The sequence below is a fragment of the Nocardia sp. NPDC051900 genome, assembly GCF_044452545.1.
In the GTDB taxonomy this organism is placed as follows: Bacteria; Actinomycetota; Actinomycetes; order Mycobacteriales; family Mycobacteriaceae; genus Nocardia; species Nocardia sichangensis.
Genome location: NZ_JBITBU010000003.1, coordinates 1 through 22,647, shown reverse-complemented (window position 1 = coordinate 22,647; position 22,647 = coordinate 1). Strand labels below are relative to the sequence as shown.

13 protein-coding genes are annotated in these 22,647 nt (G+C 69.5%); 9 read left to right on the top strand and 4 right to left on the bottom strand.

Features of this window, described 5'->3' with window-relative positions; genetic code table 11:
* Nucleotides 1–4: 4 nt before the first annotated feature.
* Nucleotides 5–1,321, bottom strand: a complete 1,317-nt coding sequence (locus tag ACIA5H_RS05010; RefSeq protein ID WP_397074022.1) for a helix-turn-helix domain-containing protein — start codon at nt 1,319–1,321, stop codon at nt 5–7.
* Between the two features lie 257 nt (nt 1,322–1,578).
* Here ACIA5H_RS05010 and ACIA5H_RS05005 point away from each other — a divergent pair, with 257 nt between their 5' ends.
* From ACIA5H_RS05005 to ACIA5H_RS04995, 3 genes are all read left to right on the top strand, one after another.
* Entirely contained in the window at nt 1,579–1,950 is a 372-nt protein-coding gene (locus ACIA5H_RS05005) for a hypothetical protein (protein WP_397074020.1), read from the top strand.
* 290 nt (nt 1,951–2,240) lie between these two features.
* Nucleotides 2,241–2,603, top strand: a complete 363-nt coding sequence (locus ACIA5H_RS05000; protein WP_379250625.1) for a hypothetical protein — start codon at nt 2,241–2,243, stop codon at nt 2,601–2,603.
* Between the two features lie 41 nt (nt 2,604–2,644).
* Complete coding sequence (locus ACIA5H_RS04995) at nt 2,645–3,577, top strand: hypothetical protein (protein ID WP_397074018.1); 933 nt, start codon at nt 2,645–2,647, stop codon at nt 3,575–3,577.
* A 9-nt stretch (nt 3,578–3,586) separates the two neighbouring features.
* Here ACIA5H_RS04995 and ACIA5H_RS04990 read toward each other — a convergent pair whose 3' ends face one another.
* The 3 genes from ACIA5H_RS04990 to ACIA5H_RS04980 form a co-directional block, all read right to left on the bottom strand.
* Complete coding sequence (locus ACIA5H_RS04990; RefSeq protein WP_397074016.1) at nt 3,587–4,063, bottom strand: hypothetical protein; 477 nt, start codon at nt 4,061–4,063, stop codon at nt 3,587–3,589.
* A 361-nt stretch (nt 4,064–4,424) separates the two neighbouring features.
* A complete protein-coding gene (locus ACIA5H_RS04985; protein WP_397074014.1) occupies nt 4,425–5,168 on the bottom strand; it encodes an ABC transporter ATP-binding protein in 744 nt (247 codons plus the stop codon).
* 96 nt (nt 5,169–5,264) lie between these two features.
* The gene (locus tag ACIA5H_RS04980; RefSeq protein WP_379250632.1) at nt 5,265–6,311 is read right to left on the bottom strand and encodes an ABC transporter permease; all 1,047 of its coding nucleotides are present in this window, start codon (nt 6,309–6,311) and stop codon (nt 5,265–5,267) included.
* Nucleotides 6,312–6,441: 130 nt separating this feature from the next.
* On the opposite strand from ACIA5H_RS04980, the gene ACIA5H_RS04975 reads away from it, so the two are divergent.
* From ACIA5H_RS04975 to ACIA5H_RS04950, 6 genes are all read left to right on the top strand, one after another.
* Nucleotides 6,442–7,818: a histidine kinase gene (locus ACIA5H_RS04975; protein ID WP_397074011.1), complete on the top strand. Its 1,377-nt coding sequence runs from the start codon at nt 6,442–6,444 to the stop codon at nt 7,816–7,818.
* Nucleotides 7,815–8,432 (top strand): response regulator transcription factor, encoded by a 618-nt coding sequence (locus ACIA5H_RS04970; RefSeq protein ID WP_355074768.1) that lies wholly within the window; start codon nt 7,815–7,817, stop codon nt 8,430–8,432. Before ACIA5H_RS04975 ends, ACIA5H_RS04970 begins: the two co-directional genes overlap by 4 nt.
* 99 nt (nt 8,433–8,531) lie before the next feature.
* The gene (locus tag ACIA5H_RS04965) at nt 8,532–8,870 is read left to right on the top strand and encodes a hypothetical protein (protein ID WP_379250636.1); all 339 of its coding nucleotides are present in this window, start codon (nt 8,532–8,534) and stop codon (nt 8,868–8,870) included.
* Nucleotides 8,871–9,045: 175 nt separating this feature from the next.
* The gene (locus ACIA5H_RS04960) at nt 9,046–9,471 is read left to right on the top strand and encodes a PPOX class F420-dependent oxidoreductase (protein ID WP_379250638.1); all 426 of its coding nucleotides are present in this window, start codon (nt 9,046–9,048) and stop codon (nt 9,469–9,471) included.
* Nucleotides 9,472–9,495: 24 nt separating this feature from the next.
* Nucleotides 9,496–10,245 (top strand): precorrin-4 C(11)-methyltransferase, encoded by a 750-nt coding sequence (cobM, locus tag ACIA5H_RS04955; RefSeq protein WP_397074008.1) that lies wholly within the window; start codon nt 9,496–9,498, stop codon nt 10,243–10,245.
* A 409-nt stretch (nt 10,246–10,654) separates the two neighbouring features.
* The coding region (locus ACIA5H_RS04950) for an amino acid adenylation domain-containing protein (RefSeq protein WP_397074006.1) at nt 10,655–22,647 on the top strand (11,993 nt) is incomplete at its 3' end.

The following is a 22,647-nucleotide window of genomic DNA, read 5'->3' as shown; positions in this document are numbered from 1 at the left end:
CACGTCACGCCGTGCGGGCGAGTGTGTCGAAGCGGTGGCGGAGGTGTTCGGCGTTGTCGCCGTGGGTATGGGTGGCGGCGGCGCGGACGGGGCGTAGTTCGGCCAGAAGGCGTGGGGAGTTGACGGGGCCTTCGAGGAGGGTGAGGGCGGTGTGTGCTTCGGTGATGGCGGAGGTGGTGTCGCCGAGGCCCGCGAGGGCTGCGGCGTAGTAGGCGCGGTACGAGGCTTCGTCGCGCGGGAAACAGCTCTCATGGCCGACGCTCTCGCGGTACAGCTGCACCGCCCGGCTGTGGTGTCCGAGCATGCCGAGTCCTCGCGCCTCGTGGGCGCGCAGTTCGGCCTCGGTGACGTGCTCCAGCCATGCCGGGTCGTCCGGGCTGTCGAGCCCGCGATCGGCTTCGCGCCAGACTCGCGCCATCGCGCGGCCGAACTCCTGCTCGTCGCCGACGGCCGCGTAGGCCGTTGCCTCCTCGGCGGCCTTCAGCGCGTTCATACGAGCCGACGGTATTCCCCTGACGAGTTCCGTCGAGCGCCGTGCGAGGCGCACGGGCTCGGCGAATGAAGCGGGCGAGGACGCGGCGAGATTCGCGAGATCACCGAGGGCGGCGGCCAATAAGGCATTGTCACCGCACTGTTCGGCGAGCAAGACCGATTCCGTGAGGTGCCGCCGGGCCGTGCCGGGGCGATTACTGTCGCGAGCCAACCATGCAACGGTATTCGACAGCCATCCCGTCGCACTGACCAATTCGGCACCTATGCGGTGGCCGTAGGACCTCGAGTCCAGTAGCCGCCGTACGGAGGCGTATTGCCCTGCTGCGTAGTGGAATATCGCGCCGCCACCGCGATGATGGTCGTGCTCCCAGAGTCGTTCGGTGAGCATGCGGATATACGTGATATGCCCGGTGCCGACCCGAATCGGTTCCGCGTTCCTGGTCGGCGGTATGGAGACACCCGCCACCGCCGTCATTGTCGCTGCCAGGCCGAATTGTCTGCGGTCCACGTCATCGACTCCTTCGCAGGCCTCGTTGTCGATGGTCCCCGTATCGGGGGTAGCGAGCAAGAGGGGCAGCAACGCGGTGCGCGGCACGCCCAGCGCGTCGGCGGCACGGACCAGTTCCCGGATGTCGAAGATGGTTCCCACTTCTCCGCGCTCGACTCGTCCGGCGTGGGTGCGGTCCCAGTGCAGCAGCGCGCCGAAATCGGCTTGGGATAGCCCCATTTCTTTGCGGACGAGGGCGAGGGCTCGACCTGGTTGTCCCTCGGCGAGCAACTTGCGGAAGCGCGGCGACTTCCATATGCCGTCGATCTCATTGTCCGACACTTTCGTCCCCCTGACCCGAAATCCGATGTTATGAGCGGACTTTAAGCACGATCGCGCAGGTGGGGAGCGACAACCGCAGATATCGCGCACCTGGTCTCGTGCGCTTGACAGCGTGGCTATCCGCCTCCCGTTCCTCGAGGCTCGGGATGCGCGCGCCGTCGGGGTGATGCCGTGCGGGGCACGGCACTCCGGACGCGGTGAGCCGCGAACGGTGGCGAAAGCCCCCGGCGGCGGGCGTTCCCATCGAACGAGAGGTGATGATGAAGCCGAAAGTGGTCGGGTACCTGCGCCGCGACATCTCCGGGCAGCGCACGCGCAGGCACGAGATGGAAATTCGCGCTATGGCGAAGTCCTCGGGTTTCGATCTGGCACGAACGCTGGTCGCCGGTCCGACCGCGCCCGCTTCGCTCGCGGCGCTGCTCACCGTGGTCGGCCGCGTCGGCGCGGTCGCGGTGATAACGCCCGCGCTCGACCATGTGCAATTCCGCGCGGACGACATCATGGCGGTGTGCGCGCTGATCACGCTCGATTCCCAGCACCTCCCGCCGCCCGGCATCGTCGGTCGGCGTCCGGCCGCCTCGTCGCACCCGGGTTTCCCGGGCCCGGCCTGCCTGCCCTGGCAGCGCTGATCCGCGAACTCGCGCGGCCTGAGACCACTGGTTCGGAGCACCCGCACGAGAAAGAAGTCGCTGTGCCCGTCGTTCGTCGCCGCATTCGCTGGCACAGCGCCGGACTCGGAGCGTCGTTTCGAGTTCGGACGCGATGTACCTGCGCTGAGCGCACGGGACCTTGCTGGGATAAACAGACCGTTCGGTAGTAAGTTCCCTCATGAGACGTCGACATTCCGCTCCGGCAGCTTCGCTCCGGTCGGATGTTGGACCGCTGCCGGGCGGTTCGTCGCAGGTGAAGGTGAGGGTTCATGGCCGAGTACACGCCGACTCTGGTCGCGATCTACGACGTGGGTTATTCGCGGACGCGCCGCGTAGCCGAGTTCAGGTTGGATCCCGGCGGTGGCGTGACGCTGGCGGTGACCGATCGGAACGGATGCCCGCTCGCTGAAAGGCTGTACGAGCGCGGTATCAAAGTCTTCGATTCGCCCGCGCGAATAACGCCGGACGAAGGTCCGCGTTTCCTGCGCGCGCTGCTCGATGCGCAGGCGATGAGCTATTACCGCGTCATCGATGAAACCCCGGACGAGCCGGAGCGGCCCGGCGTGCGCACGCCTTGGTCCGCGATCCCAGCACCGGGCTCGGACGGCGCGGCCCCGCCGCCCGCTCGGTGAGAGATGCTGTCACCCCTCTACTTCGCAATATCACCCGGCGCTTGACCAGAACCCTCGATCTGGGGACCCGGACCGCGGCGGGCACCTACCGGCGCACCAGCAGCACGCTGGATCTCGGTGCTCGCGAGTTCCGGGCAGTCGACGAGCGGTCCGCGCGTCTGGTGGAAGAAGCGCGCACCCAGGTGCGGTCGCACCCGGCGCAGGGGGCTCGGCAGAGGTGGAATTACCAGCCCAGTGTCGCCGAATCCGCCATGCGTGCGCGCCGGTTGACGACCGATGTCGGCTTCGACGGCGATATGAGAGAAGCCGTGGCGAAAAGCTCCACCACAGTGCGGAAGATGCTCTCCGACGACGGGCAATTGAACGTCTACAAACCGATTGATGGCGAGAAATACGACGCGGGATTACCTTTCGTGCACGCGCCCGGTGCGCTCACGAGCCGGGAGATCGCGGCATACCGTGTGGACGAACTGCTCGGCTTCGGCAGAGTGCCGCCGACCGCACGGACCGACGGCGTGATAGGACCCGACGGCCGGCCCAGGCCGGGCATGATTCAGCAATTCGTCGAGTCCGAGCCGTTCAGGCCGGTGGGCGAGTATTCGAGAACTCAGCAACAGCAGGTCGGAGTACTCGACTACATCATCGGGGCCATGGATCGCCATCCCGGCAACTACCGCACTGTCGAACGCGGTGGGCAGTTGGAAGTGGTGGCCATCGATCACGGTCGATCGTTCCCGCTGTCGACTCGGCCGCTCGAAATCGAGATCGATTCCGACTTCGTCACGGCGCAGAAGGGTGAACGGCTCGAAGACGATGTCTTTCGCGCGGTGCAGAATGTGGACATGGACCGCTTTCGGGCGGCGCTCGGCGACGCCGGTCTGCACGACAATGCCATCAGCGGCGCGGTGACCCGGCTGGAGAAGATACGTGAACTCGGCATGATCCCGGCCGACGCCAACGTGCTGCCACCCTGATCCGCTGAGTCATCCGGCCTGCGGGTGCGGTCGCCGCTCGATCGTGTCGCGCGCCCGTGCCCACACTTCTTGTTTCTCGAACGTGGCGGCCTGCCACGAGTCGGTGGCGAGACCGACTCGACCGCGCCATTTCCGCATGATGTCGGCGTGCACCGGCCAGCGCACGAACCGCCGCATGTCCCGCTCGGTTTCCCACACCGAGATCGAGCCGCCGCGTGACTCCGACGGCCGAGCCCACAGCCACAGGCCGACCGCGCCGTGCATCACCGGCCAGTTCCGGCCCAGCCGCATTCCCGTCTTGTAGATCGCCTGGACGTCCTCTTCGGAGGCGGCCAGAAAGTCGGTCACGCTGACGAACACCGGGCCCCGGCTGTCGTGCAGCGGCCCGGCCTGCCAGGGCATCAGCACGGTTCCGTCGGAAAACGGCTGTTCGTCCGTGCCGCTGTGTCGGTCGCCGGAACGGTTCTCGCCAGAGTTAGTAAGCATGAGTAGATGATATGCACACGCTTATTGAATTGCCAACCCTTACCTTCTGGTCTTCGCGGCCGGCGGTACATCGAACCCGCGACTACCACCGGCAGTGCTCCGATTCGTCGTATCGATCGACTGGATCCGAGTGGTTGCACAGCGGGCGTCTTGCTGTAGTCGGTCGGAGTCGGCACCGCGGCGAGCCATGCGGCAGCCACTCGCGAAACTGGCTGTACACCAATGGAGTTGCTATCCGCCGTCGAGCTGTACCTGGTCGACGGACTAACCGCGACAGGTGTCCGCCGAGCTCGAAAGGGTCAGAGGCGCGAGGAGTCCGCTGCGTTCTGTTGTCGGCTCGGGCGGTCCGTCGGCTGTCGACCTATGGCGTCACTGGGGCCGCGGCCGTTGCGGTCTCCGGAGTGAGGTGTCCGTCGACCATGCGGTAGACGGCGTTCATCCGGTGTAGGTGGGAGCGGTCGTGGGTGACCAGGAGGGTGGCGGCCTCGTGTTCGTGGGCGACGGACAGGATCAGGTCGATCACCGCGGCGCCGCGTTCGGTGTCCAGTGCGCTGGTGGGTTCGTCGATCACCAGGAGGGACGGTGCGTTCATCAGGGCGCGGGCGATGTTCACTCGTTGCCGTTGACCGCCGGACAGTTGCGCGGGACGCTTGTCTCGCTGGTCGGCGAGCCCGACCGAGTCCAGTAGTGCCAGTGCGCGGTCGCGGGTCGTTCGGCGGTGTCGGCGTGACGTGATGATCCGCTGCCCGAGATGCGCCATCGCCTCGAGTTGCTCGACGGCGGTGAGTGCCGGGATCAGGTTCGGTTGTTGGAAGACGATGCCGATCGACGAGCGACGCAGTGCGGCGGCTTCGCGACGGGTCACGTCAGCGAGATCGGCGGTGCCCCGGGGTGTTACGAGACGGATGCGCCCGGATTCCGGGCGGATCAGGGTGGCTGTCACGGCCAGCAGGCTGGACTTGCCGGAGCCGGACGGGCCGGTGATGGCGGCGATCTCGCCGCCGCAGACCCGCAGGTTCACTCGGTCCAAGGCGGTGAGCCGGCCGGTGCCGTCGGGGTAGGTGAGCGTCACGTCCGCGAGGGTGAGCGTGGTGGTGGGTGTCATCGGAACTCCGTGCTGAGGGCGGTCGGGCGGTTCGGGTGCGCTGATGAGGCGATCCGGGTGCGGCGGTTGGCGATCGTGCCGTGCGGAGGCCTGCGGTCAGCGGCCCGCGCCGAGCGCGGTGAGCGGGTCGGCGGTGAACAGGAAGCGCAGGGCGAACGCCGCGCCGAGCAAGCCGAGCAGGATCAGCGCGAGCGAGGGAAGCAGTGTGGTGGCCGGGCTCAGCACGAACGGCACCGCGTCGCCGAGCAATGCCGCCGCGGCGACGGTGATCCCGAGGCCGGTCGCGATACCGGCCGTGAGCACGGTGGCGGCTTGGACGAGTGCGTCGCGGACGAGCGACCCCGAAGTCGCCCCCAGCGCTTTCAGCGTGGCGATGTCGGGCATCCGCTGAATCGTCCACACGGTGAAGAACGCGCCGATCACCAGCGCGGAGATGGCGAACAGCAGGGCGGTCATCAGGGTGAGCGAGCCGTTTTCGGCCTGGTAGGAGCCGATCGCCGAGCGCGCTCCCGACAAGTCGGTGGTCCGGGTGTGCGCGGTGGCGTTCACCGCTTCCGGATCGGTCGCCCCCGAGACCGCGAGCACGGTGGCCGCGCCGGAACGAGGGTTGAGCGCCTGCCAGTCGGCGAGCGTCATCCAGACCACGGGCGTATGGCTGTACCAGTCGTCGCCACGCACGGCGGACACGACGAACGCGCGGCCGCCGATCACCACGGAACCGCCGGGCGCGGCACCGAGATCGGCGGCCGCGCCGGTACTGAGCAGCACCGTGCCCGCATCGGTCGCCGGGCGGTTGCCGAATGCCGTGTCCGTGCCGAACAGGGCGACCTGCGCGGGGGCGGAGCCGTCACCGTTCGCTTTGCCGCGGGCGATGCCCACCGGTGTCACGCCGCGGGCGGCGGCGCGCCAAGTCGCGATCTGCTCTCCGGTCAGCATGGACCCGTCGAACGAGGGAGCGCCGCCGGTGTCGGCGAAGACGACGGTATCGCCGGGCAACGACTCGACGGCCGAGACGTTCTGGTGCGCGAGCCCGGCCGTGAGCCCGCTGAGGAAGCTCACCAGCACCGCCACCAGCGTGACGACGAGTGTGATCAGTGCGAACCGGCCGCGGGCGGCGCGGAGGTCTCGGAGTGCGACGAACATGTCTCCACCCTCACGCCGCGCCGGGCCGTTTCCATCGCGCCGGGGGAGGAAGCGCGGATGAGCGAAAGTCGGCGGCGGTTTTCCACCTTTCGATGGATGCCCCGGCGATAGCCGTACATAAGCTGACACCGTGCACTCGTCCCCGTTGACCCCGGTTTTCACCACGTTGCGGCTCGGCCTGCACGTGCTGATGACCGGTTTGGCGGTAGTGGTCGCCGTGCGCGCGGTGCTGCCCGGCGCGGCACATCCGGCCGCGACCGTCGGTCTCGCCGCGGCCTTCCTCGTGACCTATTTCGCGGGTGCGGGGTTCGCGGGGAAACGGCGCGCGATTCCGGTGTGGCTCGGTGCGCTGACGGCCTTGTGGCTCGGGCTGGTCGTACTCGCGCCGGACGCGGGTTATCTCGCGTTCGGCCTGTTCTTCCTGTACCTGCACCTGCTGCCGCGCCCATGGAATCTCTGCGCCGTGGCCGCCGCGACCGCCGTGGCGGTAGTCGGCTTCGGCCTGCATCGGGGCTGGTCGGTGGCCGGTGTGGTCGGCCCGGTCATCGGAGCCGCCGTCGCGGTCGGGATCGGGCTCGGTTATCAGGCGTTGTTCCGCGAGGCCGCGGAACGACAGCGACTGATCGACGAATTGCTCAGCACCAGAGCGATACTGGCCGAACGGGAACGCACGGCGGGCAAGCTCGCCGAGCGGGAGCGGCTGGCCGCCGAGATCCACGACACGGTCGCGCAGGGGCTGAGCTCCATTCAACTGCTGCTGCACGCGGCCGAGCGGGAAGCGCCGGATCACCCCGCGCTGCAACGGATCCGGCTGGCCAGGGAGGCGGCCGCGGAGAACCTCGCCGAGACCAGGCGACTCATCGCCGAACTGGCTCCCGCCGCGCTGGAGGGACAGTCACTGGCCGAGGCGCTGGAGCGGATCACTCAGCGCGCCGCCGCGCCCGGGTTGAATACCAGGTTCGTTGTGGAGGGTCCGCCGGAGCGACTGCCCATGCCGATCGAGGCCGCGCTGGTCCGGATCGCGCAAGGCGCGGTCTCGAACGTGATCCGGCACGCCGGTGCGGGCCGGATGCGCGTGACGCTCACGTATGCGGACGACGCGATCCATCTCGACGTGGTCGACGACGGTGTCGGCATCGCTCCCGAAGTGCTCGAGCGCAGCCCGTCCGGATCGTTCGGGCTGGCCGCCATGCGATCGCGGGTACACGAGCAGGGCGGAGTCATGGCGGTCGAGTCCGAGCCGGGGCACACGGCAGTCACCGTGTCCTTTCCGCTCGACACTGTCTCGGGTTGCGCCGAACTCGAAGCGGACGAACATGGCGCGGTGCCGCTCGCCATGGCACATCCGCCGCGCACGGAACCGGCCCGGACGGAATCAACTGCCTCGGACCCGGTCGGGCCGGTGTCCGGCAGTCAAGGCGGGCCCGAGACCGGTCCGCCCGACCAGGGCGGAACGGACACCCGAGGCGCGGACTCGCCCGACCTCGGCGCGGAGGGTTCCGAGTGATCCGCCTGCTGCTCGCCGATGACCACGCGATCGTCCGCGCCGGATTGCGCGCGCTGCTGGACGTCGCCGACGACATCACCGTCGTCGGCGAGGCGGCCACCGCGGAGGCCGCCGTCGCGTTCTGCGCGACCACGCCGGTCGACCTCGTGCTGATGGACCTGAGTTTCGGGTCCGGCCGGTCGGGAGTCGAGGCGACCGCGCGGCTGCGTGAGTTGCCGAGCCCGCCGAACGTCCTCGTGGTCACCAACTACGACACCGACGCCGACATCCTCGGCGCGGTCGAGGCCGGCGCGTGCGGCTACATCCTCAAGGACACACCGCCCGGCGAATTGCTCTCCGCGGTGCGGTCGGCCGCGGCGGGCGACAGCGTGCTCTCGCCCGCGGTCGCGTCCAAGTTGATGACCAGGGTGCGCCGCGCCGACACCACGCTGAGCAGGCGCGAGATCGAGGTATTGCGGCTGGTGTCCGACGGCCGGTCCAACCGCGAGATCGCCAAACAGTTGTTCCTCAGCGAGACCACCGTCAAGTCCCACTTGGTGCATATCTACGGAAAACTCGGCGTGCGCTCGCGTACCTCCGCGGTGGCGCGGGCCCGCGAGCGCGGCATGCTGTGACGCGGACGCGCGCGGGAACGGCCGTTCTTCACCGGAGCCGAAGCTCCGCCGATCGACTACTGTGACCGACATCGGATTTTCTATCTTCGGGGGTTTCACATGCTGATCTGGGGCTGGCAGAAGCGTATCCACACGCTCGCCATGATCACCTTGATCTGCGGCCGCTGCGGCAATCCCGCCGCGCACGCGCTGCGCAAGCTCGTCACGAAGTTCACGCTCTTCTTCATTCCGCTCTTCCCGCTCAGCACCAAGCATCACCTGGAGTGCACGTGGTGCGGCGCATCGTCACCGGTCGCCGGACCGCAGGTGCCCGACCTCCTCGCCCGCGCGAACGCCGAGAGCATGGGCCCCGCCCAGTACCAGCAGCAGCCCGCCGCGGGCGGCCCCAACGCCCAGTGGCCCCAGCAGCCCGCTCCCAACCCCAACTGGCAGCGCTGACGAAAGTCCACCGGAGACAGCCAGTGGGTCGGCAGTCCGGCACGGTGCGCGCTGATCGCCTTCCACCGCGGTCGATACCGACGCGACGAGTGAATCGCGCGACCGAACTCAGCCGAACGGAGCCGATCGAACCAACCGAGCCGAGCTGTCCGGAGTCACCACCTAGGGTGAGCGGATGGCCTCTCTTTCCGATCCCGAAGTGCGCGAGTTTCTGACCCATGGCACCCGCACCGGCAAGGTGGCGTTCGTGACGGCTGACGGCAGGCCGATGGTGACGCCGGTGTGGTTCATCGTCGACGGCGACGAACTGGTGTTCAACACCGGCAAGTCCACCGCGAAGGGCAAGGCGTTCGCCCGGGACGGCCGCGTCTCGGTGTGCGTCGACCTGGAGGAACCGCCCTACGCGTCGGTCCAGTTGCGCGGCACGGTGACGCTCTCGGAAGACCCGGGCGAACTGCTGCGCACCGCCACCGAGATCGGCGGCCGTTACATGGGCGCCGACCGTGCCGAGGAATTCGGCAAGCGCAACGGCGTCCCCGGCGAACTCGTCGTCCGCCTCCGCCCCGAGAAGGTGATCGCCCACTTCGACGCCACCGCCTGAGCGGGGGTCAATACACTCGCGCGCATGACCGTGCACTTCATCGGGGCCGGGCCGGGCGCGGCCGATTTGTTGACGGTGCGCGCGGTCGAGTTGCTCCGCGCGTCGCCGGTGTGCCTGTACGCGGGGACCTATCTGGATCCCGGCGTGCTGGCGTACTGCGCGCCCGACGCCGAGCTGGTCGATACCCAGCGCTTGGACCTCGACCAGATCACCGAGCGTCTGGTGCGCGCGGACCGGGCCGGACAGGACGTGGCCCGCCTGTGCTCGGGCGACCCGTCGCTGTATTCGGCGCTGACCGAGCAGACCCGCAGGTTGGACGCGCACGGGGTGCCGTGGGATGTCACACCGGGCGTGCCCGCCTATGCCGCCGCGGCGGCGGTGCTCGGTGCGGAGTTGACCGTGCCGGAGCTGGTCCAGTCGGTCGTGCTGACCCGGGCGCAGGCCCGCTCCACCGCGATGCCCGAGTCCGAAGCGCTGGCGAATTTCGCCGCCACCGGCGCCACCCTCGCGCTGCACCTGGCCGTCACCCGCACCCGCGCGACGGCCGCCGAACTGGCCGCCGAGTACGGCCCGGATTGCCCGGTCGCTGTCGTCTACCGCGCCAGCCAGCCCGAGCAATTGATCCTGCGTGGGACCCTGGCCGACATCGCCGACCAGGTCGAGGCCGCCGGACTGCGGCAGGCCGCGGTGATCCTGGTTGGCCGCGCGCTCGCGCCGGCGGTGTCGTGCGCGGAATCCCACCTCTATGACCCGGCGCGGGTGCGCGGGTCGTGACGGCGGGTGACATAGGCGGCCGCCTCCCGCGGCGCGAAAGCGCCGGTTTGGGGCGGGGGTGACGCATGTGAGAACCGCAACATCCTCCTGGCAAACCTCTTACAACCTACCTACCTGCGTTGATGCGCAGCGGCTATGACGATTGGTTGGTCGGCTGCCGGGGGCGACGGTAGATTGATCCGGTGATTCGCAAAGAAGGTCCCGGCGGAGCCGGTCGGTGGGTGCTGGGCACGGGCGAGCCCATGTAACGAGCCCGGCCGGTTGGACAGATAGTTCAATTGAACATTTTTGCCTGATTTGATGTGAGAACTGAACCTGGAGACGCAGGCGCCACGCTCGGATAGGTGGAGCGCCCTCTCCGGGTGTGGTCGGGGAGCGCTTGCGTGGTGTTCCGGAAGCGAGGTTACGGTTGGACCGGCTGGATTTCGGCGGAAACGGCGAAACTGGTGGCGAACGGGCACACGCTGCGTCTGGGGTAGCACCCGAGGTGTCGGGTGCGTTCCCGTTGTCTCCCGCTCAGCTGGGCATCTGGTACGCGCAGCACGTCGACCCGCAGGTGCCGGTCACGATCGCGCAGTACGTCGACCTGCACGGTGAGCTGGATGTCGATGTGCTCGAGCAGGCCAGCATCGACGCGTCGCACGAGTTGGGTTCCGGGTTCCTGCGGATCGTCGAGCGCGATGGCGAGCCGCTGCAGTTCGTCGACCACTCGATCGCCGATTACGACAAGGTCGTGTACGTCGATCTGCGCGGCGAGGCCGATCCGGCCGCCGCCGCGATGGCGTGGATGCGCGCGGAGTACAGCCGTCCGTTCGACCTGCTGAACGACCGGTTGATCAAGGTCGCGGCGCTGCAGCTGGCCGACGATCATTGGTACTGGTATTCCCGCTCGCATCACGTCGCGCTCGATGGCTTCGGCGCGATGACCTATGTGAATCGCATCGCTGAGCTCTACACCGCCTATGTCGACGGGGTCGAACCGGCTGTTTCCAAGGCGACCGACCTGCACACGCTGTATGAGCAGGAGATCGCCTATCGGGAGAGTTCCCGCTTCGCCTCCGACAAGGAGTACTGGGCGCAGCGGGTGGCGGGGCTGGAGGAAGGCACCAGCCTGACCGGCCGTTCCGCGCCGCCCGCCGCGATCAACGGCATCGCCAGCGCCGCGCTGTCGGACGAGCAGAACACCCTGCTGGACGCGGCGGTCGCGCGGCACGATTCCTCGCCCGCCGGTCTGCTGCTGGCCGGTTTCGCCGCGTACCTGGCGCAGTGGAACGGCGTCGAGGACGTCATTCTCAGCCTGCCGGTGACCGCGCGCACCACCGCGGCGATGCGCCGCTCGGGCGGTGTGTCGTCGAACATCGTGCCGCTGCGGCTGCACGTGGGCCACGACACGACGGTGTCGGAGCTGCTCAAGCAGGTGGCGGTCGAGGTGTCCGGCGCGTTGCGGCACCAGCGGTACCGGCACGAGGACATCCGCCGCGACGCGGCCGGTGACGGTGTGGTGACCACGGAGTTCTTCGGGCCGTGGGTCAACATCATGCTGTTCGGTGACGAGATCGCGCTCGGCCCGATGGTCGGGCAGCTCAGCGTGCTGTCGACCGGCAGCATCGAGGATCTCGGTGTCAACTTCTACCAGTCGGTCGCGGGCACGCGTTCGCACATCGACTTCGAGACCAACCCGAACCTCTACACCGAGGACGAGGCGCGCCGCCACCACGGCCGCTTCCTGGAGTTCTTCGATCGCTTCCTTGCCGCCGAGGCGAGCGCCACCGTGTGGGGGCTTCCGGTCGCCACCGCCGACGAGCGCGAGCGGACGCTGCTGGAGTGGAACGACTCCGAGCAGGACGTCCCGGAGACCACGCTCGCGGCGCTGCTGGACGCGCAGATGCCGCGGACCCCGGACAACATCGCCCTCGACTTCGAGGGCACAACCCTGACCTACGCGGAGTTCGACGCGCGGGTCAACCGGCTGGCTCGTTTCCTGATCGCCGACGGCGTGGGCCCGGAGTCGCTGGTCGCGCTGGGCATGCGCCGCTCGTTGGAGCTGGTGATCGGCATGCACGCGGTGCTGAAGGCCGGTGGCGCGTACGTGCCGATCGATCCGGACCATCCGGCCGAGCGCACCGCCTACATCCTCGACAGCGCCGCGCCGGTGTGCGTGCTGACGCACTCGGCCGACGAGCTGGAGCTGCCGCAGGCGGTGCGGCGGGTGGAGATCGACACCCTGGACACCTCGGCGTACTCCGCCGACCCGGTGACCGACGCCGATCGCCTGGCGCCGCTGCGTCCGGACAACACCGCCTACGTCATCTACACCTCGGGTTCGACCGGCCGCCCCAAGGGCGTCGCGGTCACCCACCACGCGATCGTCAACCAGCAGCTGTGGATGCTCGACGAGTACCGGCTGACCGCGGAAGACGTGTACCTGCAGAAGACGGCGACCACGTTCGACGTGTCGCTGTGGGGTTACTTCCTGCCGCTGATGGTGGGCGCGAAGCTGGTCATCGCGTCGCCGGACGGGCACCGCGACCCGCTGTACGTGGCGGAGATGATCGCCCGGCACGGGGTCACCGTGACCGACTTCGTCCCGTCCATGCTGACGGTGTTCGTCGCACACGCCACGCAGGCCCAATGCGCGACGCTGCGGGCGGTTTTCGTGATCGGCGAGGCGTTGCCGCCGGAGACCGCGGCGGGCTTCCGCGCCATCACCGACGCGGGGCTGCACAACCTGTACGGCCCGACCGAGGCCGCGGTCTCGGTGACCTACTGGGAGGCGACGGCCGCCGACACGGTGACCGTGCCGATCGGTATCCCGGAGTGGAACGTCCAGGTCTACGTGCTGGATTCGCGGCTGCGCCCGGCCGCGATCGGCGCGCCCGGTGAGCTGTACCTCGGCGGGCGTCAGCTGGCGCGCGGCTACCGCGGCCGCCCCGACCTGACCTCGGATCGCTTCGTCGCGAACCCGCTGTCGAGCACGGGTGAGCGGATGTATCGCACCGGCGACCTCGTGCGCTGGAACGAAGCGGGCACGCTGGAATATATCGGCCGCACCGACTTCCAGGTGAAGTTCCGCGGCCAGCGCATCGAGCTGGGCGAGATCGAGACCGATCTGCTCGCCCACCCCGCGGTCAGCCAGGCCGTCGTGCTGGTGGTGGACACCGCGACCGGTCAGCAGCTGGTGGCCTACGTCGTGCCCGCTCCCGGTCACAGCGTGGAACCGGTGGAGCTGACCAGGTTCGCCGCCGAGCAGCTGCCCAGCTACATGGTGCCCACGTCGATCATGGTGCTGGACGCGTTCCCGCTCAACACCAGCGGCAAGCTGGACCGCAAGGCGCTGCCGGAGCCGGTGTTCAGCGCCGACGCCGGCGACTTCCGCGCGCCGCGCACCCAGGCCGAGCAGATCGTGGCGGGCATCTTCGCCGACGTGCTCAGCCAGGACCGCGTCGGCATCGACGACAACTTCTTCGACCTGGGCGGCAACTCGCTGGTCGCCACCCAGGTGGTGGCGCGCATCGGCGCCGCGTTCGGCACCCAGATCGGGGTGCGCGCGCTGTTCGAGACCCCCACCGTCGCCGGTATCGCCGCGCGCGCGGAAAACGCCGCGCCCGTGGGCGAATCGCGTCCGCCGCTGGTGGCCCAGCAGTTGCCGGAGCGGGTGCCGCTGTCGCTGGCACAGCAGCGTATGTGGTTCATCAACCAGTTCGACCCGACCGTGCCGACCTACAACCTGCCGTTCGTGGTGCGGTTGCGCGGCCAGGTGGATCTGGAAGCGTTGCAGTCGGCGCTGCTGGACGTGGTCGAGCGGCAGCAGTCGCTGCGCACGATCTTCCCCGAGTCCGGCGACGGCGGCTACCAGCAGGTGCTCCCGGTCGACCAGGTCGATCTCGGTATCGAGGTGCAGCCGATCGACGAGGCCGAACTGCACGGCGCGCTGGCCGAATTCGCGGCGCGCGGCTTCGACGTCTCGACCGAGCTGCCGATCCGGGTGCGGGTCTTCGCGGTCACCGGCGGGCGTGGCAACGGCGCGGCGGACTACGCGCTGGCGTTCGTCGTGCACCACATCGCGGCCGACGGCTTCTCCTTCGGCCCGCTGGCGCGCGACGTGGCCGCCGCCTATCTGTCCCGCAGCGCGGGCGAGGCGCCGAGCTGGGCGCCGCTGCCGGTGCAGTACCAGGACTTCAGCGTCTGGCAGCGCGAGCTGCTCGGCGCGGAGTCCGATCCCGCGTCCATGGCGGCGCGCGAGATCGCCTATTGGCGCAGGGCATTGGCCGGTCTGCCGGATCAGCTCGACCTGCCCGCGGACCGCCAGCGCCCGCCGGTGCAGAGCTTCCACGGCAGCCGGGTGAGTTTCGACATCGACGCCGAGTTGCACCGGCGGCTGGTCGCGCTGGCCCGCGCGCAGGGCGTCAGCCTCTTCATGGTCATGCACGCCTCGCTGGCCGTGCTGCTGGCCCGGTTGTCCGGCACCAGCGACATCGCGATCGGCACCCCGGTGGCCGGGCGTGGCGAGCAGGCGCTCGACGACCTGATCGGCATGTTCGTCAACACCCTCGTGCTGCGTTCGGAAGTGGACGGCAGCGAGTCGTTCGCCGAATTCCTCGGCCGCACCAGGGAAACCGATCTCGCCGCGTTCGCGTTCGCGGACGTGCCGTTCGAGCGGCTGGTCGAGGTGCTCAACCCGACTCGCTCGCAGGCGCGGCACCCGCTGTTCCAGGTGATGCTGTCGTTCCAGGAGATGTCGCACGCGACCCTGGAACTGCCCGGGCTCTCGGTCACCGCCGACGAACTCGAGGTCGATATCGCCAAGTTCGACCTGCAATGGACGGTCACCGAGGAACGCGGCGCGAACGGTGAGCCCGCAGGCATGGGCGCGGTCATCTCCTTCGCCACCGACCTGTTCGACGCGCCCACCGTCGCCGAGTTCGGCCGCCGTTACCTGCGCGTGCTGGAAGCCGCCGTCGCCGCGCCGGGAACCACGGTGCGCGACATCGAGATCCTCGACGAGGCCGAGCGCGCCCGGGTGCTGTCCGAGTGGAACCACACCGGGCACGACGTGCCCGCCGCCACCGTGCTCGAGCTGTTCGAAGAGCAGGTGCGGGGCAGGCCGGACGACCCGGCCGTCCTGTTCGACGGCGGCACGCGCGGCGCGGAGGAGTTCGGCGCGCCGATCGAGCTGACCTACGCCGAGTTCGCCGCGCGGGTGAACCGGTTGGCGCGCAAGCTGATCGAGGCGGGCGTCGGCCCGGAGACGTTGGTCGCGGTCGGCATCCGCCGCTCGGTGGACATGCTGGTGGCGATCTACGCCACGCTGACCGCCGGTGGCGGCTACGTGCCGATCGACCCCGACCACCCGGCCGAGCGCACCGAATACGTGCTCGACAGCTCGTCTCCGGTGTGCGTGCTCACCACCACCGGCGACAACGTCACCGCCGCCGACATCCCGGTGCTGACGCTGGACACCCTGGACCTGAGCGTATTCGGCGACGAGCCCGTCACCGACGCCGAGCGCCGCGCCCCGCTGCGCGCCGCGAACACCGCCTACGTGCTCTACACCTCCGGCTCCACCGGCCGCCCCAAGGGCGTCGCGGTCAGCCACGCGTCGGTGGTCAACCAGATCGCCTGGATCACCGCCGAATACCGGATCGGCCCGGCCGATGTGATCCTGCAGAAGACGCCGGTCACCTTCGACGTGTCGGTGTGGGAGCTGTTCGGCACGCTGGCCGTCGGCGCCCGCATGCTGATCGCCGCGCCGGACGGTCACCGCGATCCGATCTACCTGTCGGAGATCATCGGACGGCACCGGGTCACCATGACCTCGTTCGTGCCGTCCATGCTCTCGGTGTTCGCCGGGTCCGCCGACACCGCCGAATGCGCCTCGCTGCGCGCGGTTCTGGTCGCCGGTGAGGCGCTGCCGCCCGCGACCGTCACCGCCTTCCGGCAGTTCTCGACCGCCGCGGTGCACAACCTGTACGGCCCGACCGAGTTCACCGTGCACGCCACCGCCTGGCAGCTCAACGAGGTCGCTCCCACGTCGGTGCCGATCGGCCGCCCGGTGTGGAACGCGCAGACCTACGTGCTGGACGAGGGCCTCGCCCCGGTTCCGGTCGGCGTGCCCGGCGAGCTGTACCTCGGCGGCGTGCAGACCGCCCGCGGCTACCACGGCCGTCCCGACCTGTCCGCCGAGCGCTTCGTCGCCGACCCGTTCGGCCCGCCCGGCTCCCGCCTGTACCGCACCGGCGACCTGGTGCGCTGGGTGCGTCCACGCGATCCGGAGGTGGGCAGCGCGGGCGTACTGGAGTACATCGGCCGCACCGACTTCCAGGTGAAGTTCCGCGGTCAGCGCATCGAGCTCGGCGAGATCGAGACCGCCCTGCTCGACCATCCGGCCGTCACCCAGGCCGTGGTGCTGGTCATGGACACCGTCGCGGGCGACCAGCTGGTCGCCTACGTGGTCACCGGCGGCGGTCCCGTCGACCTGGACAGCATCAAGAACGCGCTGCACCGCACGCTGCCCGCGTACATGGTGCCCTCGGCGATCGTGGTGCTCGAGGCGTTCCCGCTGAACGCCTCCGGCAAGCTGGACCGCAAGGCGCTGCCTGCGCCGGTGTTCGAGGTGCGCGAATTCCGCGCTCCGACCACGCCGATCGAGGAGATCGTCGCGCAGATCTTCGGTGAGGTACTCGGTATCTCCCGCGTCGGCGTGGACGACGACTTCTTCGAGCTGGGCGGCAACTCGCTGATCGCCACCCAGGTGGCCTCCCGCCTCGGCATCGCGCTGGACACCAGGGTGCCGGTGCGCATGCTGTTCGAGGCGTCCACGGTCGCGGCGCTGGCCGCGCGGGTGGAGTCGCACGCCGGGGACGGCGCGCGCAAGGCGCTGGTGGCCCGGCACCGTCCGGAGCAGGTGCCGTTGTCGCTGGCGCAGCAGCGCATGTGGTTCCTCAACCGTTTCGACACCTCCTCGGCGGTCAACAACATCCCGGTCGCGATCCGGCTGTCCGGCGATCTGGACATCGCCGCGTTGCAGGTCGCGGTCATCGACGTGATCGACCGCCACGAGTCGCTGCGGACGGTGTTCCCGGAGACCAAGACCGGCCCCGTGCAGGTGGTGCTGGACGCGGCGCAGATCGTGCCGGACCTGACCCCGGTGCGGGTGACCGAGCACAACCTGATCGATCACCTGGTCGAGCTGGCGTCGATGGCGTTCGACGTGACCAGCGAAGTGCCGCTGCACGCCCGGCTGTTCGAGATCAGCGAGACCGAGTACGTGCTGGGCATGGTGGTGCACCACATCTCGGCCGACGGCTGGTCGATGGGCCCGCTGGCCCGCGACGTCATGGTGGCCTACGCCGCCCGCACGTCGTGGGAGGCGCCCGCGTGGTCGGCGCTGCCGGTGCAGTACGCCGACTACGCGCTGTGGCAGCGCGAGGTGCTCGGCTCCGAGGACGACCCGAGTTCGCTGATCGCCAACCAGATCCGGTACTGGACGCGCGAACTGGCCGATCTGCCCGACGAATTGACGCTGCCGTCGGACCGGCCGCGCCCGGCCGTCGCCTCCTACCGCGGCGGCACCTACCCGTTCGTGATCTCCGGCGAGACCCAGCGCGCCCTGATCGAGCTGGGCCGCAGGCACAACGCGTCACTGTTCATGGTGCTGCACAGCGCGCTGGCGGTCCTGCTCGCCCGCGCCAGCGGCACCAGCGACATCGCCATCGGCACCCCGGTCGCCGGCCGCGGTGAAGCCGCGCTGGACGACTTGATCGGCATGTTCGTCAACACCCTGGTGCTGCGCACCGAGGTGGACGGCGCGATGAGCTTCGCCGACCTGCTCGCCCGCTCCCGCGAGACCGACCTGCACGCCTTCGCGCACGCGGACGTACCGTTCGAGCGCCTGGTCGAGGTGCTCAACCCGGCGCGTTCGCAGGCGCGGCATCCGCTGTTCCAGGTGATGCTGACCTTCCAGAACACCCGGCAGGCCAGCTTGGAACTGCCCGGACTGTCGGTCAACGGCATCGACTACGACGCGCGGCTGGCCAAGTTCGACCTGCAGCTGACCCTCTCGGAGACCCAGGACGACCACGGCGATTCGGCGGGCATGTCGGCCGAATTCTCCTACGCCCTGGATCTTTTCGACGAGCCGACCGTCGCGGCGTTCGCCCGGCGCTTGGACCGCATCCTCGCGGCCGTGACCGCCGACCCGGACGTCCCGATCGGCGACATCGACCTGCTCGCGTCCGAGGAACGCGCCAGGGTGCTGATCGATTGGAACGACACCGGACATCCGGTGGACCAGGTCGCTACGCTGGTCTCGCTGTTCGACGCGCAGGCGGCGGCGACGCCGGACGCGATCGCGCTGGACTTCGAAGGCGAGCGGCTGACCTACCGCCAGTTCCAGGAACGGGCCAACCGCATCGCCCGCCAGCTCATCGGCGCGGGCGTGGGCCCGGAATCGCTGGTGGCGCTGGCGCTGCGGCGTTCCACCGAACTGGTCGTCGCGATGTACGCGGTGGTGCAGACCGGCGCGGCCTACGTGCCGCTGGACCCGGATCAGCCCGCCGACCGGATCAACTACATCATCGAGACCGCCCGCCCGCGGATGATCCTGTACCGCTCGGCGGACGGATTCGGCCTTGACCCGCAGCCGGCGGTGACCGCGCTGTCGGTGGAAGGCATCGAGGGCGTGCCCGGTTTCGCCGAGACCAGCGGCGCGCCGATCACGGATGCCGAGCGCACGCGCCCGCTGCGGCCGGAGAACACCGCGTACGTCATCTTCACGTCCGGTTCGACCGGACGCCCGAAGGGTGTCGCGGTCAGCCACGAAGCGATCGTGAACCGGTTGCTGTGGATGCAGCACGAGTACCCGATCGGTCGCGACGACGCGGTGTTGCAGAAGACGCCCGCCACGTTCGACGTGTCGGTGTGGGAGTTCTTCTGGCCGTTGCAGACGGGGGCCAGGCTGGTCGTGGCGCGCCCGGACGGGCACCGCGACCCGGTGTACCTGTCCCAGATCATCGCCGAGAAGCAGATCACCACGGCGCATTTCGTGCCGTCGATGCTCTCGGTCTTCGTCTCCACGCTCGGCAACGAGAACGGCGACGGACTGCCCGCGCCGCGGCTGCGGCAGGTCTTCGCCTCCGGTGAGGCGCTGCCCGCGCAGACGGCGCAGCGTCTGCGCGAGCTGACCGGCGCGCGGCTGCACAACTTGTACGGCCCGACCGAGGCCGCCGTCGACGTCACCTACCACGAGGCGACCGACGCCGACGCGGTGTCGGTGCCGATCGGACGCCCGGTGTGGAACACCCGCGTCTTCGTGCTGGACAGCCGCCTGCACCCGGTCGCCCCGGGTGTCGCGGGTGAGCTGTATCTCGCGGGCGATCAGCTGGCGCTCGGTTACCTGGGCCGCTCGGACCTGACGGCCGACCGATTCGTGGCCAACCCGTACGGCGCGCCGGGCGAGCGGATGTACCGCACCGGTGACCTGGTGGCCTGGACTCCGGACGGCGAGCTGGAGTACCTGGGCCGCACGGACTTCCAGGTGAAGCTGCGCGGCCTGCGCATCGAGCTGGGCGAGATCGAGTCCGCGTTGCTGGCGCAGCCCGGGATCGCGCAGTCGGTGGTCGTACTGCGCTCCGACGCGCACGCGGGCGATCAGCTGGTGGGCTACCTGGTCTGCGAACCGTATGTGGCCGTGGACATCGACGAGGTGAAGTCCGCGCTGGCCGCGGCGCTGCCGGGCTACATGGTCCCGGCCGCGCTGGTCGTGCTGGACGCCTTCCCGGTGAACGCCTCCGGCAAGCTGGACCGCAGGGCGCTGCCCGCTCCGGTGTTCGAGGCCAGGGTGTTCCGCGCGCCCTCGACTCCGATCGAGGAGATCGTCGCGGAGATCTTCGCCGACCTGCTCGGCGTGCCGCGCGTCGGCGTGGACGACGACTTCTTCGAGCTCGGCGGCAACTCGCTGGTCGCCACCCAGGTGACCGCCCGCGTCAGCGCCGCGCTGAACACCGAGGTCGGCGTGCGCGTGCTGTTCGAGGCCCCGACCGTGGGCGCGCTCGCCGCGCGGATCGAGTCGCACGCGGGAAGCGGTGCGCGCCAGGCGCTGACGGCACAGGTGCGTCCCGAGCACCCGCCGCTGTCGCTGGCGCAGCAGCGCATGTGGTTCCTCAACCGCTTCGACATCGGGAGCGCAGCGACCACATCAGGCGCGGCCTCCGCCACCTACAACATCCCGGCCGCGGTGCGGCTGGAAGGCGCGCTGGATCTGGACGCGCTGCGCGGCGCGGTCGCCGACGTGGTCAGCCGGCACGAGTCGTTGCGCACCATCTACCCGTCTCGCGACGGCGTGGCCTACCAGCGGGTGTTGAACGCCACCAGGGCGATTCCCGAGCTGGACGTGGTCGAGGTGGCCGAGGGGCAATTGCTCGGCGTGCTCTACGAGTTCGTCGAGCGCGGCTTCGACGTGACCGCCCAGCCGCCGGTGCGCCTGCGCGCCTACCGGCTCGCCCCGGACGACTACGTGCTGGTCGTGGTGGTGCACCACATCGCCGCGGACGGCTTCTCCATGCGTCCGCTGGTGCGCGACCTGATGACCGCTTACGTGGCGCGGACCTCGGCGGCTGAGCCGGGCTGGCCGCCGCTGGCGGTGCAGTACGTGGACTTCGCGCTGTGGCAGCGCGACACGCTCGGCTCCGAGGACGACCCGACCTCGCTGATCTCCGAGCAGCTCGACTACTGGCGCGAGACGCTGGCCGGGCTGCCCGACGAACTGCGCCTGGCCGGTCGTCCGCGGCCCGCAGTCGCCTCCTACGGCGCGGGCACCTATCGGTTCCGGGTGCCGGGCGAGCTGATCGAAGACCTGAACCGGGTCGCGCAGACGCACGGCAGCACGCTGTTCATGGTGGTGCACGGCGCCTTCGCCGCGCTGCTGGCGCGGTTGAGCGGCTCCGAGGACATCGCCATCGGCATCCCGGTCGCCGGTCGTGGCGAGCAGGCGCTCGACGATCTGGTCGGCATGTTCGTCAACACCTTGGTGTTGCGCGCCGAGGTGGACACCGCCGAGCCGTTCGCCGATCTGCTCGCCCGGGTCCGCGAACGCGACCTGCAGGCGTTCGCGCACGCGGACGTGCCGTTCGAGCGGCTGGTCGAGGTGCTCAACCCGGCGCGTTCGCAGGCGCGGCACCCGCTGTTCCAGGTGATGCTGTCGTTCCAGAACCTCGGCCGCACCGCGCTGGAACTGCCCGGTCTCACCGTCTCCGAGCTGGGCATCGACCAGCCGACGGCGAAGTTCGACCTGCAGCTCACACTCAGCGAGGTCCCCGGGGCCGAGACGGCGATGGACGCCGAACTCGTCTACGCCACCGACCTGTTCGACGGCGTTTTCGCCGGGACGTTCGCCGAGCGGTTCGTGCGCGTGCTGCACGGCATCGCCGCCGATCCGTCGGTCACCGTCGGCGACATCGACCTGCTCGACGACGCCGAGCGGGCCTTGGTGATCGAGCGCTGGAACGCCACCGAATTCCCGGTCGACGCCGCGCTCACCTCGCCGGTCGGCGACGCCGCCGCGACCCTGGTCTCGCTGTTCGAGGCGCAGGTCGCGCGCACTCCGGACAGTCCCGCGGTGACGTTCGAGGGGACGAGTCTGTCCTACGCCGAGTTCGCCCGCCGGGTGCATCGCTTGGCGCGCTGGCTCAAGGTCAACGGCGTCGGCCCGGAATCGTATGTGGCGCTGGGCATGCGCCGCTCGATCGACCTGGTGGTCGGCATGTACGCGGTGAACGCCGCGGGCGGCGCGTACGTGCCGCTGGATCCGGACCATCCGGCCGAGCGCATCGACTACATCCTGGAGACCGCGCGCCCGGTGTGCGTGCTGACCTCCGGTTCGGACCTGGAGACCACGGTTTCCCGGCAGGTGCGCATCGATCAGCTCGACCTGTCGGAGTTCTCCGACGGGCCGCTGACCGACGCCGACCGGCACAAGCCGCTGCGTCCGGCCAACACCGCGTACGTGATCTTCACCTCCGGTTCGACCGGCCGCCCGAAGGGTGTGGCGGTCTCGCACGCGGCGATCGTCAACCGTCTGGTGTGGATGCACGCCGAATACGGTTTGGCGGCCTATGACGTCGTGTTGCAGAAGACGCCCGCGACGTTCGACGTGTCGGTGTGGGAGTTCTTCTGGCCGTTGCAGGTCGGCGCGCGCCTGGTGGTGGCGAAGCCGGACGGTCATCGCGACCCCGCGTACCTGGCGCGGCTGATCGTCGACGAGCAGGTCACCACGGTGCACTTCGTGCCGTCGATGCTGTCGGTGTTCGTGGCCGAGGAGCGCGCGGCCGAATGCACGAGCCTGCGCAATGTTTTCGCGTCCGGTGAGGCGCTGCCCGCGGTGACCGCGCAGAAGTTGCGCGAGCT

What these genes read in the sequence shown, in the direction of transcription:
- ACIA5H_RS04960 (WP_379250638.1), top strand. Translation starts at nt 9,046, where the DNA reads ATGGCCTCTCTTTCCGATCCCGAAGTGCGCGAGTTTCTGACCCATGGC.
- ACIA5H_RS04990 (WP_397074016.1), bottom strand. Translation starts at nt 4,063, where the DNA reads ATGCTTACTAACTCTGGCGAGAACCGTTCCGGCGACCGACACAGCGGC.
- ACIA5H_RS04965 (WP_379250636.1), top strand. Translation starts at nt 8,532, where the DNA reads ATGCTGATCTGGGGCTGGCAGAAGCGTATCCACACGCTCGCCATGATC.
- ACIA5H_RS05000 (WP_379250625.1), top strand. Translation starts at nt 2,241, where the DNA reads ATGGCCGAGTACACGCCGACTCTGGTCGCGATCTACGACGTGGGTTAT.
- ACIA5H_RS04980 (WP_379250632.1), bottom strand. Translation starts at nt 6,311, where the DNA reads ATGTTCGTCGCACTCCGAGACCTCCGCGCCGCCCGCGGCCGGTTCGCA.
- cobM (WP_397074008.1), top strand. Translation starts at nt 9,496, where the DNA reads ATGACCGTGCACTTCATCGGGGCCGGGCCGGGCGCGGCCGATTTGTTG.
- ACIA5H_RS04985 (WP_397074014.1), bottom strand. Translation starts at nt 5,168, where the DNA reads ATGACACCCACCACCACGCTCACCCTCGCGGACGTGACGCTCACCTAC.
- ACIA5H_RS05005 (WP_397074020.1), top strand. Translation starts at nt 1,579, where the DNA reads ATGATGAAGCCGAAAGTGGTCGGGTACCTGCGCCGCGACATCTCCGGG.